Here is a 17,788-nt window from a genome sequence, read left to right on the forward strand (position 1 = left end):
TAAACTGATACACCATCTTTTTTGCAATTAATTTAAAATTCAAACTATTGTAAGATTGATTTTATCGGTTCAAAAGTTTTACGATGTTCTGATATGACACCATTTTGAGCAATACCTTCAAGATGAGCTTTAGTACCATAACCAACATTATTTTCAAAATCATAACCGGGATATTGTTTCGCTATATCCTTCATATAGTTATCTCGGTACTCTTTAGCCATAATACTTGCAGCTGCAATAGATACACTTTTAGCATCACCTTTAATAATCGACGTTTGATTAATCTCATTATCTAAAGTCATCGCATCAATTAATAAATGCGTTGGTTGAACCTTTAATTGATCAATGGCACGTTGCATAGCCAATCGTGTTGCTTGATAGATATTCATTTCATCAATTTCTGCTGATGTAGCAATACCATATGCATAATCTGTCACACCATCTATTAATTGTTGATTCAAGACAGCTCTATTTTTAGCAGATACTTTTTTAGAATCGTTAAGACCTAAATATCGATGGCCTGGATTTAAAATCACTGCACATGCCACGACTGGTCCAGCTAGTGGACCTCTTCCGACTTCATCAATACCGCATATAAATGCTTTACTATTTTGAGCTAAAATATCATTTTCATACAAATTCATTTCTTCATAATTTCGAATTAATGTTAATTCTTTTTCTAATTGTTTTTTTCGTGAGGTAATTGCTTTTTGAACACCTTTACGGTCATCGTTATTACATTCGTGTTGTTCAAGGACTTCTAACGAATCAATTTGATCAATAATTGATTTTATTTCTTTAATTGTTTTAGCCATGTTCAATGTCACGCTTCATTTCTTTATATATATCAAAACAATATGTGCCAATTTTAGCGTTACGGATTTCATAAATAATAAGTTCAATAACTGCTTCATAATCCACTTCGTTACCCTTTTGTAAAAGACCCCTACGACGACCAATCGCATCAAACCATTCCAATATTCCAGCTTCTTCATCAACATCAATATTGTAATGCTTTTTTAATCCTTCTAAATCTTTTTCAATCATAAATTGAAGACCATAAATAGCTACTTCGTCTAGATGAACAATGCTATCTTTAATTGCACCGGTTAGGCTTAATTTTTTACCTACCTCTTCATCTTCGAATTTTGGCCATAAAATCCCTGGTGTATCTAACAATTGTAAAGAAGTACCTACTTTAATCCATTGTTGTTGTTTCGTAACACCTGGTTTATTACCAGTTTGTGCAATACTACGATTTGCGAGCTTATTAATGAGCGTTGATTTACCAACATTAGGTATACCAACAATCATTGCACGTATCGCTCTTGGTCTTAACCCTTTTGCTTTTTCACGATCAAATTTTTCTTTAGTAGCTTGTATAGCTGCTTTCTCAACATCTTTTAAATTTTTACCATGCTTCGCATCTACAGCAACTGGATAATACCCTTTCTCTTCGAAATATTGTTCCCATTTTTCTAGTTCTTTTAAGTTTGTCATATCTTTTTTATTTAAAATAACCACTCTAGGTTTTTGTTTAATTACTTCATCAATCATTGGATTTCTTGAGCTATACGGAATACGAGCATCGACAAGTTCAAACACTACGTCAACTTTTTTTAATTGCTCACTTACTTCCCTTTTGGCTTTAGCCATATGTCCTGGATACCATTGAATTGCCATCGTTATCACCTTTCGTTACTATCAATTTTTCTAAAATACATATTGTTCAAATTATACGCTAACATCTTCATCTAGACTAGGTTTAGTTTAACACGATAAGCTTGTTAGACCATTTTACTTCATATTTTATATTTTAAGATTTTGTAAAATATCTTAAACAAAAGCATAAATACTTTTCATCATTCTTGCTATCACATACAATTTGATAATAAGCATGACTTTAAACTAACATATAAACCAGTTTGATTTTGGTAGTGTAAAACATGCTTATGTTATATATATGCAATTAGGAGTAAGACATGAAAAAATCACTTAAATACATATTCATATTCGTACTTTTATCACTTGTTGGTCATAGCTACGTTATATATAAATTTTATCATGATGGCATACTTTTTACCGGACCTAATGATGGTATGGAACAAATGGTTCCTATCCAAATGTTTCTATTCAATCAATGGAGTCACGGTAACTGGTTTTATTCATCAGATTTTGGATTAGGTGGCGACTTCTTCACCGATTTAAGCTATTACTTTTCTACAAATATACTTTTTATTATCAACGCATTAGTCATTATGTTGTTAAAGTTAGTTATTCATTTAGACACATCTCAACTATTATTTTGGATGAATAACGCACTTATCGTTTCAATTATCAAAGCAAGTATTGCACTTTATTGTACATATTTATTTGCAAAGCACCTGACAAAACATCATCTTATTAGTCTACTCATGGCCTTTTTATTTGTGATCTCACCCTTATATTTTAGATTCACCGTATATTGGCCATTTTTCAGTGATGTTTTTATTTTCATGCCTTTGTTACTTTTATCTATTGAACGATTTTTAAAAATGAAAAAATTAGGCTTATTTATTGTAACCATGTCGCTCATATTGATTAACAATTTTTATTTTGCCTATTACTTACTCATTATAGGCGCAGGTTATATCATTCTTAGAATCATCTTTAGACACCCTAACGATCTAGCCAGTCGTAAACAAGCGTTATTCATCTTTGGTATCAGTGGATTTTTATCGTTAGGTAATAGCCTGTTTATTTTTTACCATAGTGTTCAAAGTTATTTAAATAATCGTAGAGCGCCATTCTCTGGTAAAGTACCTAACTTCGAACATCTAGATGCAAATACAAATTTATTTTTTGATAATTACTTAATCGTCATTTTATTTATAACTATCCAAGCTATTTTAAGTTTCAAATTATATAAACATTTTTATTATCGACTTTTTGCCATTTTAACAATTATATTTATATGTTTTAATTTCATTCCATTTATAGACCAATTATTTAATGGATTTTCTGCACCTCAAAAAAGATGGCATTTTATCATTGCATTTAACTCAGCAATTCTCATAGGCCTTTATGTAAAATATTTTAAAACTTTATCGATTAAATCCTATCTCATAACTAATCTATTGGCTCAAAGTACTATATTTATTAGTGCAATTGCATATCATACATATGTTGCATGGATTATCTTGGTACCTATCGTATCTATCATTGGTTTATGTATTTTAATTCTAAACGATAGAACGAGTCGTACTAAATTGACTTATCTATTTATCATTGCCATTTCATTACTTAATGTGATGGTGTCGTTTGTTTTTATAAAGAATCAGATATACTTTGAAGATCATAAAGATAGAGCAAATACGTTCTACCTTAATTCCAATATGTATAGTTCCGAATTACAACGTGCATTAGTTAAGCAAATGAATCATTCTAAACGTAATGATGAGCGAATTGATTGGCGTGTCAATGAGCAAGACAACACACCTATGTACCAACATTTCAAAGGTTTAAGTTTGTATTCAAGTATCTTCCATCACAATATCCTCGATGATTATTATGATGATTTAAAGATTAACTTGGCTGAAGAATCACTGAGTCGTTATCAATCAACGAACGGTAGACAAAACATTGCCAGTCTATTTTCTATTAGATATGTCATGTTGAAAGATTATCAACATAATATTCCTAGTTACTTTAAAAAGGTGAAATCTGCAGGTCAATATTCAATTTACGAAAATACACTTAACCTACCTTCAGTTAAAGTTACAAATCATATTTATGATAAGGGATCTTTAAAGACACCTATTGATAGAGAGCATGCAATGTTAGATGGAGTCGTATTAGATAATAAAGGGGCAAATTATAATCAAAGGGCAAAAAATTTGTTAAATCAAGTTGATATATCGAGTCAAAACATTGTTAAATTAAATAAGCATCGTATTAAAGTAACTCAATCTTCAGGCAAAGTTAAGCTTCATTTACCTAAGAAATTACAAAAACGATACACTGATTTTTATTTAACGATGAAAATTAAAAGAGGTTTACCTGATAGTAATTATACGGTGAATATTAATCAATATAGTAACAATCGTCTGTACAATGATTCTGTTTATAGAATTGGCGTCGATACACAACTTTACCGAACACAACCTGATAAGAATGGTGATATTACGATTCAACTATCACCAAAAGGCACTTTCGATTTACAATTATTGAACCTAAATGGTGAAAATTATGATACGCTCAAAAAAGCACATCAATCCGCAAACTTTAATATGACATATCATGATATTAAAAATGGCGTTAAAGTTAATTTAGATAAACATTCCAAAGGCATGGCAACCATTAACATTCCTTATCGAAGCGGTATGAAAGCCTTTGTTGATGGAGAACAAGAAAAAGTTTATAAAGCCAATGGCATGATGACAGCAGTACCAGTAGATAAAAATGCAAAAACAATAGTCATAAAATATCAACCACCATTTTGGAATACAATGATATTCATTTCGATTTCAAGCATTTTTATAAGTTGGTTATTCGTTAAATACATTTATCCTAAAAAGAGAAAGAAGAGGACACATAGTGTTTAAAAAAATTGTTTCTAAGCCATTCTTATTATTAGCTTCAATTATTATTTTAAGTTGCATCTTATCATTATTCATATACATTCCATTCATTTACCGTTTCATCACTCAAGGCGTTGTCTTTAGTGGTGAGGGTGATGGCTTTAGGCAAATGATGCCTTTTCAAATGTATCTATATGAGCACTTCACACAATTCAAAGGATTTTATGATGAATCTTTTGGATTAGGTGGAGATTATGTTAAGGGGCTAGCATATTATTATTCCATGTCACCTTTAATGTGGTTAAACTTTTTAACGATATGGATATTAGAAAAAATTGGATTAGCACACCCTCACGATATTAGTTATTGGCCAGCTAATCAGCTCATAATGGCCTATGTTAGAACGGTTATTACATTTGTCTGTACGTTTTATTTCTTTAAATATATAAAGTTAAAACCAATAGCAGTTATAATGGCAACGATAATGTATGGTATGTCGACAGTAGTTCTCTACTATAACTTTACATGGTCATTTTACGGTAATTTATTAATCTTATTACCGCTTTCATTATTGGCTATGGAACGCTTCTTCAGAGAGAAGAAAATCGGGTTATTTATCTTTGTCATAGCTTTAACTTTATTTATGAACTTCTATTTTAGCTATTATCAAGCGATTGTGTTGGGCTTTTATTTTATGTATAGAGTCATTGTCATTCACCCTAAAGATATCGTAAATAGATGGCAAAAATGCTATCTACTCATCATAGGGGTTTTATTAAGCGTAATGAGTAGTATTTTAGGCTTATATACTGGATTGTCGTCATTTTTTAATAATGACCGAGCGCAAAATCCTAAACTTGAAACACCACTCTTTACAGATCTTGTTAATACTAATTTTAATATTTTTTCAGATGGCTTTTATATAACCATTACCTTTATTACTATTATTGCTTTATTTTCATTCAAATTATATCGTCATTATTATTTTAAATTATTTGCGATTGTAACTTGGATATTACTTATTGGTTCTCTATCTCAATATTTTGATAGTGCTTTTAATGGTTTTTCAATGCCGCAAAGACGTTGGGTATACGCTTTAACTCTATCTTCAAGTGCTTTAGTCGCATTATTCATTCAACATATCAGTGAGTTATCTCTTAAAAGATATAATCTCATTGCTATCCCTATTACAATTTATGGAATTGTTTATTTTGTATTAGCTGAAAAAACAATATATTGGATTCCAGTGTCTATCGTGTTGATATGTTTATTAGCTATATTGATTAAGAAACCACAACTTCAATCAAAAAAATGGATTCAAATCGCACTCGTATTAATGATTTTCATACAACAACTTGGAATTGAACATATCACAATCAAAAATACCATTGAACCGTATCAAACTACAATGAAAACAATTGACGATCCTAGCTACCGAGGTAAAGTATTAAATAAAACCATTCAAAATATCAAAAATTCTCAATCAAATCCACTATCACGAATTGATTATATGTCATTTTATGGTTTGAATTCACCATTTATTTACCACTATAATGGCATCTCACTCTATTCAAGTATATTTGATGGAGGCATATTGAAATATTACGATAAAATGATGCAAATCAATATGCCAGTGGATAAAAACAGTACCTACCGCTATTTAGGCAATCGAGCCAATTTAATGGCTATTTGGGGTGTGGAAGATCGCCTTAGACACCCTAAAGATTTAAATATGCCTTATGGTTTTGAAAAGAAAAAGCTAATCAAAGATAAAGGTGATCAATGGATTCATTCTCATAATACGATTAATTATCCAGCAGCACATGTCACAAATAAAATTTATGATTCAAGTGATTTAAAATCACCTTTAGATCGTGAACAAGCTATGATTCAAGGTATTGTATTGAATGATAAAAGTTCAAAACCGAATACATCGTTTAAACGAAATCCTAATCTTTTATCTCATGCTGACATTAAATTAAATCATGCTAAACAAATCAAAAATCATCAAATAGAAGTTACTAAAAATAATGGTGGTATGCAGCTTCAACTACCAAAATCTTTTACTCAACGTTATAAAGATTTATATATAGAAATGGATGTTGAGTTATTAGCACCTGACAAGAATCATCGTGTTAGTGTTAATGAATATAGTCAAGATAGGAATCCTCTTACTTATAAATATCGTAGATTTGTTAGTCCTGTCACTATGAGGGTAAAATCATCAAATCTATTAAATATCAAGCTATCGCCAGGTAAATATCGTCTTAAAGTTAACGGTATTTATGGAGAAAACTATCAAACTTTACGCAAATCAGAGAAGCACTTGAAAAAAGTGGATATCCATAAACAAAGAAATGGATATATGATTAAAAAAGATAAAAAAGAAGATGGCTATTTAGTCATGCCTATTCCTTATGCCAAAGGGATGAAGGCAAGTATTGATGGTCACGCAGTGGAAGTTAAAAAAGCAAATGGTATTATGACAGCTATACCTGTTAAAAAAGGCCAAGAACTGATTCGATTAACATACACTCCACCACACTTTTATTTATTAATTGTTATCTCAATTGTAGGTATTATCATTAGTATGATATTTGCTAGAAGTATTAAAAAGAATCATTAAATTATTGATAAATAGTTGGTCGAAGGGCACAATAATGAGTCCTTCGACCATCTTTTTTATATAAAAATAAATAAAAAAAGCATTAAACTGTGTCTGAAATGACAACAGTTTAATGCTTTATGATTGAATCTGATATGATTCAATTTTATTGATCGAATTGGCTGATTAACGAATTTCTTGAATTCTAGCAGCTTTACCACGTAAATTACGTAAGTAGTATAATTTAGCACGACGTACTTTACCGCGACGTTTAACTTCAATTTTTTCGATTTTTGGAGTGTGTAATGGGAATGTACGTTCCACACCTACACCTGAAGAAATTTTACGAACTGTGAAAGTTTCTGAAATTCCTCCACCACGGCGTTTAATTACAACACCTTCGAATACTTGGATACGTTCACGTGAACCTTCAATGATACGAACGTGTACACGTAAAGTGTCACCTGGACGGAATGAAGGTAAATCTGTACGTAATTGTGATTTAGTTACTGCTTCGATTAACTTATGATTACTCATTATAAATTCTCCTCTTCAACCTATGTTCTTGCCTAGACAAATGTATAGCAGCGGATCATAGTGATTTTTAGTGTTTTTTCACACTTAAATTATGTTAGCACAACGTTAGTCTTTTTTCAATTGGTTTTTGTATGTTTGTATTATTTTTTTATCTTTATCCGATAAATCATATTGCTCTAATAAATCGGGTCTCTTGTTCAAAGTACGGATTAATTTTTGTTCATGACGCCATTGATCAATATGAGCATGATTTCCAGATAATAAAACATCTGGCACTTTCATTCCATTATATTCACGTGGTCTAGTATATTGTGGAAATTCTAATAACCCATCAGAGAATGAATCATCTTGGTGTGACTGTTCGTTTCCAAGTACACCTGGAATTAATCTAACAATAGCATCAGTCATCGTCATTGCAGGTAATTCCCCACCTGTTAATACATAATCGCCCATGGAAATTTCGTCAGTTACTAAATGTTCTCTTATACGTTCATCATAACCTTCATAGTGACCACATATAAACACAATATGTTTGGCTTCACTTAATTCTTGAGCAATGTCTTGCGTAAATGGACGGCCTTGAGGGCACATTAATATAACGCGAGTATCATCGGTCCTATTGATGTCTTCCATCGCATTAAACACTGGCTCAGGTTTCAATACCATACCTTGACCTCCGCCAAAAGGATAATCATCTACTTGATTATGTTTATTTACTGAATAATCCCTAAAATTGATAGTATTCACATTTATAATATCTTTGTCTTGTGCTCTTTTTAAAATAGAATGATTTAATACCCCGTCAAACATTTCTGGAAATAAAGTTAAATAATCGATTTTCATTAATCTAACAATCCTTCCATTGGTGTGATGATAACTGTTTTATTTTCTACATCCACTTCTTTAACAACATCTGCTATGTAAGGAATTAAATATTCTTTATCCCCTTTAACAACCCACACATCATTAGCACCAGTTTCAAAAATACTAGTGATGCGACCGATTGGCTGTTGTTCATCGTCAAATACAGTACAACCTATAATATCTGAATAATAAAATTCATTTTCTTCAAGTTCAATGTCTTCATGATCTCGTTCTTGATATAATAAAGCACCTTTAAGATATTCTATATCATTGATGTTATCGATACCTTCAAACTTCAACATATGAAATCCTTTGTGTGTACGATAAGACGTCACAGTTAATTCTTTTTCTATTTGATTTAATTTTGCTGTTAACACTTCACCTGGTTGAAAACGTGTATCAGTAAAATCTGAGTTAGATTTTACTTTAACTTCTCCTTTGATTCCATGGGTATTGACGATTTGTCCTACTTCGACTTCCATAATGACTAACCTCCTTATATATTTATATATTGTTAATTAATGGTTTTACTATATCATTGATTAATATGTTATACATGCATTTTTATCATTCTGTTAAAAATAAAAAAGGACACCAATATATGGCGCCCTTTCAACTAAATATATAAACACATCACAAGTGACTATGATTATTTAGCGTATTTTTGGTCATCGAATTTTTTCAAAATACCTTCTCTTGATAAGATATTATGAACTGTATCAGTTGGTTTTGCACCGTCTTTTAACCATTTTAATGCTAATTCTTCGTCAATTTTAACTTCTGGAGCATTAACGTGTGCTGGATTGTAAGTACCGATTTGTTCGATGATACGACCATCACGTGGTGAACGAGCATCTGCAACTACGATACGATAGAATGGATTTCTTTTTGAACCTAAACGAGTTAAACGAATTTTAACTGCCATTATAAAACTCTCCTTTAAACATTTCAATTTTTATTTTCTACAAGAATAAATAATAACAGGAATACTAAACTTTGTAAAGACATTTTGCTTTACCAACACTTTTTTCTTTCAGAAAAATTAGTGTTGGTTATGCTTGAGCCTTGGTCTCAAGCGTTTCATCTTTATTAAATTAATGGAATGAATTGTAGATTTGGTTATGCATTAGCTTTAGCTTTAGCTAAGGCGTTCCCTCCCTTTCAGAAAAATTAGTGTTGGTTATGGGAGTGAGACAGAAATAATAATTTTTATTTCGATGTCTCACCCCGGCAAGGCTGACTAGGATAGAAAATCGTTTTGAATAAGCGTATTTTCTTCCAGTCAGCTACTGCAATATATAAATTTAGTCCATGATATTTATCTCAAGCGTTTCATTTTCATTAATCTCACGAAATGAATTGTTTTTTAGTTACTAACTTAAATTTTATTAAGTAAGTCGTTCTTTCTTATAAAAAGAAAAAATTCCAACAGACGTATATCTGTTGGAACCACAATATTATATTAGAAAGGTAAGTTCATACCTTTTAACATATTTTCCATCTGGCTACGTTTGGCTTTCTTACCTTTACCGCCACCAGTAAATTGTTTCATCATTTTCTTCATGTCATTAAATTGCTTCATTAAACGATTGACTTCTTGTAAAGAACGCCCTGAACCTTTTGCGATACGTTTTTTACGAGAAACGTTCAACATCGCTGGATTCGCTCTTTCACTAGGTGTCATTGATTGAATGATAGCTTTAATATGATCGATTTGTTTATCACTCATATTAAGTTGATCTAAGCCTTTCATCTTATTCATACCAGGAATCATTTTCATGATGTCGTCTAATGGCCCAAGATTTTTAACTTGATCAAGTTGTTCTAAGAAATCATCCAATGTGAAAGAAGAGTCTCTCATTTTCTTTTCTAAATCTTTAGCTTTGTCTTGGTCAACATCTTGTTGCGCTTTTTCAATTAAACTTAAAACATCACCCATACCTAAAATACGAGAAGCCATACGTTCTGGATGGAATAATTCTAAACCATCAAGTTTTTCACTCATACCTACAAATTTAATTGGTTTTTGAGTTACTGAACGTATAGATAATGCAGCACCACCACGAGTGTCACCATCTAACTTAGTTAATGTCACACCCGTTACATCTAATTGTTCATCAAATGATTGTGCAACATTAACCGCATCTTGACCAGTCATTGCATCGACAACCAACATAATTTCATCTGGTTTAGCAATTTCTTTAACTTCTTGTAATTCATTCATTAATGCTTCATCAATATGCAAACGACCTGCTGTATCGATAATGACAAAGTCTAAATGTTCTTCTTTAGCATGTGCTAATGCATTTTGAACGATTTGTTGTGGTTTAACTTGATCTCCTTCACTATAAACAGGAACATCTAGTTGCTTACCTACTGTTTGTAACTGATCAATGGCAGCTGGTCGATAAATATCACCAGCAACTAACATTGGTTTTTTATTATATTTTTTTCGCATTAAAAGTGCTAATTTACCTGCAGTTGTAGTTTTACCTGCACCTTGCAGACCAACCATCATAACAACTGTTGGTGGTTTGTTAGCCATTTTAATCGTAGAATTTTCGCCACCCATTAAATTCGTTAATTCATCTTGAACAATTTTAATCACTTGTTGTCCGGGTGTTAATGACTGCATCACATCTGAGCCTAATGCTCGTTCTGATACAGTTTTGACGAAATCCTTTACGACTTTAAAGTTAACGTCGGCTTCTAATAACGCAAGACGAACTTCTCGCATCATTGCCTTGATATCTGCTTCTGTAACTTTACCCTTACCACGCATTCTTTGCATTGATGCCTGTAAGCGATCCGACAATCCTTCAAATGCCATAATTATTCCCTCCTCTTTTTATCACTATTCTAATTCTTCTAATTGATCTATATATTGCTTTAATAATTCTGGTTTATCAAGAGATTGTTTCATTTTGTCATAAATATCTCGTCGTTGTTCAAACCTTTTGTATAATCCTAATTTAGTTTCATAATCTTCTACTAAATCGCCAGTTCTTCTTATATTATCATAAACTGCTTGTCTACTCACATTAAAAGTATCAGCAATTTCACTTAATGCATAATCTTGTAAGTAAAATAATTCTAAGTAGTTTCTTTGTTTATCAGTCAGCAAAGATTGATAAAAATCAAAAAGATAATTCATTCGTAGTGTTTTTACTAAATCATTTTGGCTCATGAGATGCATCTCCATTATCAGATGGAGATTCTGCTAATTCATCTGGAATCTCTTCATTTTGTTCAATCATATCAGCAAATAATCCATAAACATAGCTTTCTGGGTTGAATGGTTGTAAATCATCTAACTTCTCACCTAAACCTACATATTTAACAGGTATTTTAAGTTCGTTTCTGATTGCTAATACGATACCACCTTTAGCAGTACCATCTAATTTAGTTAATACGATACCAGAAACATTCGTTACTTCTTTGAATGTACGAGCTTGTGATAATGCATTTTGACCTGTTGTAGCGTCTAAGCAAAGTAATGCTTCATGCGGTGCGTCTGGAACAGCTCTACCAATAACACGTTTTACTTTTTCTAATTCTTGCATTAAATTAGATTTATTTTGTAAACGACCTGCAGTATCACAAATTAAAATATCTACTTGTTTATTTTTAGCAGCATTGATTGCATCATACATTACAGCGGCTGGATCTGAACCTTCACTTTGACTTATAACTTCTACGCCAACTCGTTCTCCCCAAACTTTTAATTGTTCGATAGCACCTGCTCTAAATGTGTCACCTGCAGCAAGCATGACTTTTTTACCTTCCATTTTGTAACGGTAAGCTAATTTACCAATCGTCGTCGTTTTACCTACACCATTAACACCGACCATTAAAATAACATTTAAACGTCCATCTTCAAGATTCATTGCTTCTGATTTATCATCTTCTTGGTGATAAATTTCGACAATTTTTTCAACGATAACTTCACGTAAATCTTCTGTTTCTTGAATGTTACGACGTTGTGCTTCAGCACGAAGTTCTTCAGTTAATTGCATCACTGTATTAAAACCAACATCGGCTGTAATTAACATCTCTTCTAATGCTTCGAAGAATTCTTCGTCAACTTTTCTATATCGCGCTATTAAATTATTTAACTGTTCTTGGAAATTTTCTCTAGATTTTTCTAAACCAGCTTTAAATTTCGCACCAATTTTTTGTGCTTCTATCTCTTCAAAGTCTTCAATCGAAATTAAGCCATCTTCATCAAAATCCGCTTCACTTAATTTTCTAGGTTTCTTTTTAGGTTTATCTTCTTCTAGTTCATGTTGAGATGTATGTTGTTCCTCATCCATCTGTTTGGAAGGGTCATCTGAAACCTCTTCACTAGATAATTCCTTTTCAATATCTTCTTCTCTTGGTCCTGAAAATTTATCTTTTAAGCGTTTAAAAAAGCTCATGCTTCTTCCTCCTTCATAACCTCATCTATTGTATTTAGGTTAACACTCACTAACTTTGATACTCCTGATTCTTGCATTGTTACACCGTAAAGTCGATCTGAAAATTCCATCGTGCCTTTACGATGTGTAATAACGATAAATTGTGTTTGATCAGATAATTCATTGAGGTATTGTGCGTATCGAATCACATTGGCTTCATCAAGTGCCGCTTCTACCTCATCTAATATAACAAATGGTGCAGATCTTACTTTTAATATAGCAAATAATAAAGCAATTGCACTTAATGCGCGCTCTCCACCACTTAATAAAGATAAATGTTGTAGTTTCTTACCTGGAGGTTGAACAATAATATCGACACCCGCTGCTAAATAATCATTTTCTGTTAATTGTAATTCAGCTTGCCCACCACCAAATAGTTGTTTAAAGACATCACTAAAGTGACTTTGAACAGCATGGAACGTTTCTTTAAATCTGTCTTCTACTTCTTTATCCATTTCATTGATAATCTGTTCTAAAGTGGATTTAGCTTCTCTTAAATCTGTTCTTTGATCATTTAAAAATGTATATCGTTCATTTAATTCTTCAAATTGCTCAATCGCATTCAAATTAACAGGACCTAATTCGTCAATTGACATTTTAGTTAGTTTAACCTTTTTACGTAGCTGATCAATATCGTCTTCATTGTCATAGAGCGAACGTGCACGCTCAACAGTAAGTTGATATTCATCATTCAAATGATCAATCGCATGATTAATGAGTACATCTAATTTAGATTGATTAGCTTTAATATCTTGATAGTGATTTTCGATAGATAATAAATCTTGATGACATTCTTGTAGCTTACTATCATTGTCTTCAATCATCTGATTTAAGTCAACTCGTTGTTGCTTCATTTGATCAAGTTGTTCTTTTAATTCAGAGCGTGTTCGTTCTTTATCAGCAATTTGTGACTTGATTTTATCAAAAGCTTGTTCACCCATCATTTCATCTGAATTGAATAATTGAATTTTCTCTTTAACTGTATCAAGTTGTTGTTCTGTACTTTCCAATTGTTTATCTAAGCGTTCGATTTCTTGCTGTTGTCCTTTAATTCGTTCTTTGACAACTGCTAGATCGGATTGCTTTTGATGTAATTGTTGCTGAGTTTGAGTCGTCGTTTCTTTTCCTTCTTTAGATAGCTTGGTATATTTTTCTATATCTTCTTCTAAATGTTTAAGTTGTGCTTGAATTTCTGAAAGATGATGCTGTTTTTGCTCAAGTGTTGCTTTACTTTTATCACTTTGATAACCATCATTTTTTTCAAATTCAAACTCTTCATGTTCATCTTTTAAATGCGTTTCTTGTTTCTTCAAACGATCAAGCTCTAACTCATAGCCATGTGCTTTTTCCTTTAAATTATTATAACTTTGACTTAACTCAAAGTATGTTTCACTTAACTTTTCAGATTGCGCTTGATGTGTTTGGAATTGTTTCTCAAACTCGTGTGTCTGCTTCTGATAATCTTTTAATTGGTGACGCATAGTTGTGAGCTCATCTTTTTGTGTTAAGATGCTTTTAGTTTTGCGGGCACCCCCACCAGTCATGGAACCACCTGGATTAACAACATCGCCTTCAAGTGTCACAATTCTTGTACGATAACGAATCGATCTTGCTAAATCATTCGCATGTTTTAAATCATCTACAATAATAGTATTACCTAGTAAATTTTCTACGATATTTTTATATTTAGAAGATACTTTTACAGCATCTGAAGCAATGTTAACAAAGCCCTCAGAAGCTTGTGCTGTTGATTTAATATCTGTAGCCAAATATCTAGGTTGAATAACATTTAAAGGTAGGAAAGTGGCACGCCCTAAACTACGTTGTTTTAAAAATTGTATCGCCTGACGACCATCTTTTTCATCTTCTACAATGACATGTTGTAATGATGCGCCCAAAGCAGTTTCAATCGCTTGTGTTAATTGAGAAGGAACGTCTATAATTTCCGCAACTGCACCGTGAATACCATTTAATTCTTTATCTTTAGCTTTAAGTATATGTTTAACGCCATTAAAGAAGTAAGTGTAATCTTCTTCCTGAGTAGCGAGGCTATCAATTCGCGATTTTAACTTTTCATTATATCGATACGCTTGATACAATTTATTTTCGAATTCTGTTTGAAGTTGCTTTGATTCAGTTAATTGTTTTTCGATATTTTTAATTTGTTGTTCAGTATTATGCATGTCTTTCTGAACTTGTTGATATTCTTTATCGGTATTTGAAATATTATTTTGAATATCTTTTAATTGATTAAATGCTTCAACTAATCTGGAATCTAAACGCGATTTTTTCGCTTCGTTTTCATTAATTGTATGTTCTAAAAAGCGTATATCATTATTGACATCTGATTGTTCGGACATTAACGTATAATATTTATTTTTAATTTCTTCTAATTTCTCATCATGTTGTTCATCGGAAACATATAGCTTTGATTCTAACGCTTGTATCGTTTTATTTAATTCTTTTTGCTTTTGTTTTAGCTGGTCTAATGTTTGTATAGCTTGGTCTTTTTCGGATTTTAGATTGTCTAATTGAGACATTAAATTGTCTTGTTCTTCTTCAAACCTTGCATTTGTTTCAGATTGGTTCTTTTTTCTTTCCTCAAGCACATTAAGTTGACCAGAATACTTCTCAAATTCTTCAGTAGCTTTTACTAAATGATAATTTAATTGTTCTATATTTTGATCTAGTTCTTGTCTTTGACCTTTATACTTTTGTAACAATTGGTTAATTTGACTTTGTTCAGCCTCTTTATTCGCTTGCTTACTTTTTAAATCATTGAGTTGTTCATCTAACTGACCATTATCCTGTGTATATTGATCAATATCATGAACAGTCACAATCACATCGCTTTTTTTCATTTCAGATGACAATTGTTTATATTCTTTGGCAATCGCTGCTTCCTCTTTTAAAGGTTCAACTCTTCCTTCTAAATCATAAAGAATATCCTCTACACGTGACAAATTATCTTCAGTTTGATCTAATTTTTGCACAGATTCTGCTTTCCGTTTTTTATATTTTAAAACGCCTGCTGATTCTTCAATAATCTGTCTACGATCAATCGGTTTAGCATTTAAAATCTCATCCACTCTACCTTGAGATATGATTGAGAACGCTTCTTTACCTAAACCAGAATCTAAAAATAAATCAATGATATCTTTTAAACGAGCACGATCATTATTTAAATAGTATTCACTTTCGCCACTTCTATAAAGACGTCGCGTAACCTCTACCACTTCTGCATCTATTTGTAATTTCTTTGAATGATTATCTAACTTTAATTTTACTTCTGCAAAATTTTGAGGTTTACGATGTTCAGCACCTGAAAAGATAATATCTTCCATTTTAGAACCACGAAGTGATTTCGCTGATTGTTCGCCTAATACCCATTTGATTGCATCCGTAATATTACTTTTACCGCTACCATTTGGACCAACAATAGCTGTTACGCCTTTATCAAACTGCACATCAGTATGGTCTGCAAATGATTTAAATCCTACGGCGTCTATTGATTTTAAATAAACCATGTTATTCTCCTTATCCAAATCCTAGTTGATCCATATCTGTACAATCAACTTAATATATGATGCAAAGTTATTAACGTTACATCTTCCTTTAAAGTTTAATCTTAATTGATATTAATGATTTCAATTAAGACGATATGTTAATTTATAAATTACTATTTATTCTTCATTTGTTTATAAGCACGTTCAGCTGCCTTTTGTTCAGACTCCTTCTTAGTTTTACCTTGTCCTTCTGCAACAGCTTGCTTTTCTAAAATAACTTCTGATGTGAATAAACGGTGGTGTGCTGGACCTTCTTCTTTGATTAAGCGATAAGTAACATCACCTTTATTTTGTCTGTGCACAAATTCTTGGAACTGTGTTTTAAAATCGACTACACCATCTAATTCATCATCTTCTACATATGGGAATATAATTTTTTCTGCAAAGTCCCACACTATATCTAATCCTTGATCTAAATATAAGGCGCCAACGAATGCTTCAAATGCATCAGAAATAAGTGAAGGTCGTGTTCTACCACCTGTCTTCTCTTCACCTTTTCCTAATAAAATCAGCTCATTTAACTTTATTTTATTTGCAAATATTACAAGTGAAGGCTCACATACGATAGTTGCTCTCATCTTTGTTAAATTACCCTCAGGTAAATCTGGGTGTTTATCAAATAGATAACGTGAGACCGTCAATTCTAATACCGCATCACCTAAAAATTCTAATCTTTCATTATGGTCTAAGCGATCCATATTAAAATCATTAATAAAGCTAGAATGAGAAAATGCCTGTTGGTACAATTCTATATTATTATATTCAAAACCTAGTTCATGCATTTTCTGTGCAAATTGCTCTCGAAAACGGTTAATCATTTCTGTCTTTTTATGATTGGTCATTAAATATACCTCCTTAATTTATGATATGTTAACTCTAATTTTACGTGAAATCGCACCAAAACAAAAGAAAAAATCTGAGCCGACACAATGACGACTCAGATATAGGTTTATTATTTTTCAAGACTATTGATATACTTAACAGCATCACCAACAGTGTTGATTTTTTCAGCTTCTTCATCTGGAATTTCAGTACCAAATTCATCTTCTAATTCCATTACTAATTCAGCGATATCAAGTGAGTCAGCGCCTAAATCATCTTTGAAAGATGCATCTTCAGTTACTTTATCAGCATCAACACCTAAACGGTCAACGATGATATCCTTTACTTTATCGAAGTTTTCCACGTCGATTCACCTCC

At 31.8% G+C, this 17,788-nt stretch carries 14 protein-coding genes; 2 read left to right on the plus strand and 12 right to left on the minus strand.

Annotated features, from left to right (window positions below; translation table 11 throughout):
- Nucleotides 1–44 precede the first annotated feature (44 nt).
- Both ACZ267_RS04245 and ylqF read right to left on the minus strand, forming a co-directional pair.
- Complete coding sequence (locus tag ACZ267_RS04245; protein ID WP_002466053.1) at nucleotides 45–815, minus strand: ribonuclease HII; 771 nt, start codon at nucleotides 813–815, stop codon at nucleotides 45–47.
- Nucleotides 808–1,683 (minus strand): ribosome biogenesis GTPase YlqF, encoded by an 876-nt coding sequence (gene ylqF, locus ACZ267_RS04250; protein WP_002466050.1) that lies wholly within the window; start codon nucleotides 1,681–1,683, stop codon nucleotides 808–810. The genes ACZ267_RS04245 and ylqF overlap by 8 nt, the downstream gene beginning before the upstream one ends.
- Nucleotides 1,684–1,982: 299 nt before the next feature.
- On the opposite strand from ylqF, the gene ACZ267_RS04255 reads away from it, so the two are divergent.
- Complete coding sequence (locus ACZ267_RS04255; RefSeq protein WP_002466048.1) at nucleotides 1,983–4,583, plus strand: YfhO family protein; 2,601 nt, start codon at nucleotides 1,983–1,985, stop codon at nucleotides 4,581–4,583.
- Nucleotides 4,576–7,185 (plus strand): YfhO family protein, encoded by a 2,610-nt coding sequence (locus ACZ267_RS04260; protein WP_047210775.1) that lies wholly within the window; start codon nucleotides 4,576–4,578, stop codon nucleotides 7,183–7,185. The genes ACZ267_RS04255 and ACZ267_RS04260 overlap by 8 nt, the downstream gene beginning before the upstream one ends.
- Before the next feature lie 165 nt (nucleotides 7,186–7,350).
- On the opposite strand, the gene rplS is transcribed toward ACZ267_RS04260, so the two are convergent.
- The 10 genes from rplS to ACZ267_RS04310 form a co-directional block, all read right to left on the minus strand.
- Nucleotides 7,351–7,701, minus strand: a complete 351-nt coding sequence (gene rplS, locus ACZ267_RS04265) for a 50S ribosomal protein L19 (protein WP_002450570.1) — start codon at nucleotides 7,699–7,701, stop codon at nucleotides 7,351–7,353.
- A gap of 105 nt (nucleotides 7,702–7,806) precedes the next feature.
- On the minus strand, nucleotides 7,807–8,544 hold the full coding sequence (trmD, locus tag ACZ267_RS04270) for a tRNA (guanosine(37)-N1)-methyltransferase TrmD (protein WP_002466037.1): 738 nt from the start codon (nucleotides 8,542–8,544) through the stop codon (nucleotides 7,807–7,809).
- Nucleotides 8,544–9,047 (minus strand): ribosome maturation factor RimM, encoded by a 504-nt coding sequence (rimM, locus tag ACZ267_RS04275; protein WP_002466057.1) that lies wholly within the window; start codon nucleotides 9,045–9,047, stop codon nucleotides 8,544–8,546. The genes trmD and rimM overlap by 1 nt, the downstream gene beginning before the upstream one ends.
- A gap of 167 nt (nucleotides 9,048–9,214) precedes the next feature.
- Nucleotides 9,215–9,490: a 30S ribosomal protein S16 gene (rpsP, locus tag ACZ267_RS04280; protein ID WP_002466054.1), complete on the minus strand. Its 276-nt coding sequence runs from the start codon at nucleotides 9,488–9,490 to the stop codon at nucleotides 9,215–9,217.
- 537 nt (nucleotides 9,491–10,027) lie between these two features.
- Nucleotides 10,028–11,395, minus strand: coding sequence for a signal recognition particle protein (ffh, locus tag ACZ267_RS04285; RefSeq protein ID WP_002450574.1), 1,368 nt, complete (start codon nucleotides 11,393–11,395; stop codon nucleotides 10,028–10,030).
- 24 nt (nucleotides 11,396–11,419) lie between these two features.
- Nucleotides 11,420–11,752, minus strand: coding sequence for a putative DNA-binding protein (locus ACZ267_RS04290; RefSeq protein ID WP_002466066.1), 333 nt, complete (start codon nucleotides 11,750–11,752; stop codon nucleotides 11,420–11,422).
- A complete protein-coding gene (gene ftsY / locus ACZ267_RS04295) occupies nucleotides 11,739–12,983 on the minus strand; it encodes a signal recognition particle-docking protein FtsY (RefSeq protein ID WP_015365083.1) in 1,245 nt (414 codons plus the stop codon). The genes ACZ267_RS04290 and ftsY overlap by 14 nt, the downstream gene beginning before the upstream one ends.
- On the minus strand, nucleotides 12,980–16,549 hold the full coding sequence (gene smc, locus ACZ267_RS04300; RefSeq protein ID WP_079449103.1) for a chromosome segregation protein SMC: 3,570 nt from the start codon (nucleotides 16,547–16,549) through the stop codon (nucleotides 12,980–12,982). Before smc ends, ftsY begins: the two co-directional genes overlap by 4 nt.
- Nucleotides 16,550–16,701: 152 nt before the next feature.
- On the minus strand, nucleotides 16,702–17,430 hold the full coding sequence (gene rnc, locus ACZ267_RS04305; protein ID WP_015365085.1) for a ribonuclease III: 729 nt from the start codon (nucleotides 17,428–17,430) through the stop codon (nucleotides 16,702–16,704).
- Between the two features lie 110 nt (nucleotides 17,431–17,540).
- Complete coding sequence (locus ACZ267_RS04310; protein WP_001830184.1) at nucleotides 17,541–17,774, minus strand: acyl carrier protein; 234 nt, start codon at nucleotides 17,772–17,774, stop codon at nucleotides 17,541–17,543.
- Between the last annotated feature and the right edge of the window lie 14 nt (nucleotides 17,775–17,788).

This window comes from Staphylococcus sp. AC872 (genome assembly GCF_979255425.1).